Source organism: Streptococcus infantis (assembly GCF_047460685.1).
GTDB classification, from domain to species: Bacteria; Bacillota; Bacilli; order Lactobacillales; family Streptococcaceae; genus Streptococcus; species Streptococcus infantis_AD.
In genome coordinates, this window is sequence record NZ_JASHFS010000045.1 from 1 (window position 1) to 1,032 (window position 1,032).

1 protein-coding gene is annotated in these 1,032 nt (G+C 42.0%); it reads right to left on the bottom strand.

What is annotated here, in order from left to right; genetic code table 11:
- Positions 1-1,032 (bottom strand): mucin-binding protein (locus QM917_RS10570; protein ID WP_414285728.1); only part of this gene is annotated, 1,032 nt, incomplete at both ends.

The window sequence follows — 1,032 nt, forward strand, 5'->3', positions numbered from 1 at the left end:
ACTGGTTTACCTGGTTTGCTTGGATCTTTTGGATCTGGCAAGTATGGTTTGTAGCCTGGTACATTAGGAACAACTGGTTGACCTGGTTTCGTTGGATCCGTTGGATCATTTGGATACTTCACTTCTGGTGTTGATGGGAAGTTTGGATCGTTTGGTGTCTCTGGTTTTGGAACCAAGTTTCCAAGTGGTTTGTAAGTTACAGTTTCTTCGAGATTTTCTTGAGTGACTGTCTTAGAAGCAACACTTGCTTTATCCGCATAGTATCCAGTAACACTTGGCGTTGGAACTGCATCATAGTTAGTCTTATTAGTTGTCCATGCTTCATCAGGGTTAAGAACTTTACCTGTAACTTTATCAAGTTTTAAGGTACGTGTCCATTGTGCATTTTGAACATTGTCTGCTGGTGTTTGACTACCTGCACCTACATAATGAACAGTTGACATTACATCTTTCTTCCATTGATCTGTCGCTGGGTATTTAGGACTGTTTGGATCATTTGGATTGATTGGATCTGTTGGATTATGTGGATCGTTTGGTCCAACTGGAGTTTCACCATGTTTCAAGGTTACTGTCCAGGTTTGATCTACTGATGCATCGGTATCGAAGTGAACTCCTGCTGGGAATTCATCGCTTACAAGAACATAGCCACGATCTTCATAATACTTGATCTTGTCCGCAGTTGAGTAGTTGATTGCCTCACCTGATTTACCACCGACTTGATCATTGGCAAGGGTTTGACCTGTTGTTTGGTCAACGTACTTGATAATAGCTTTTTGTTCCGCCTTACGGTAGACAACAGGTGTATCAGATCCTGGGTCATTAGGTGTTACACTTGGTGTATCTGTCACATAACCTGGGATAACTGGAGTTGGAGTCTCGCCACCCTTAGTTGGATCTTGTGGATCATTGTTGTACTGTGGAGTTGGTGCTTTAGGAATTGGGTTTCCTTCTGGATCAACTGGAATGATCTTACCAAGTGGTTTATAAGTAACCTTATCCGTAACTTCTGGTTGATCTGGAGTAACTGTCTTA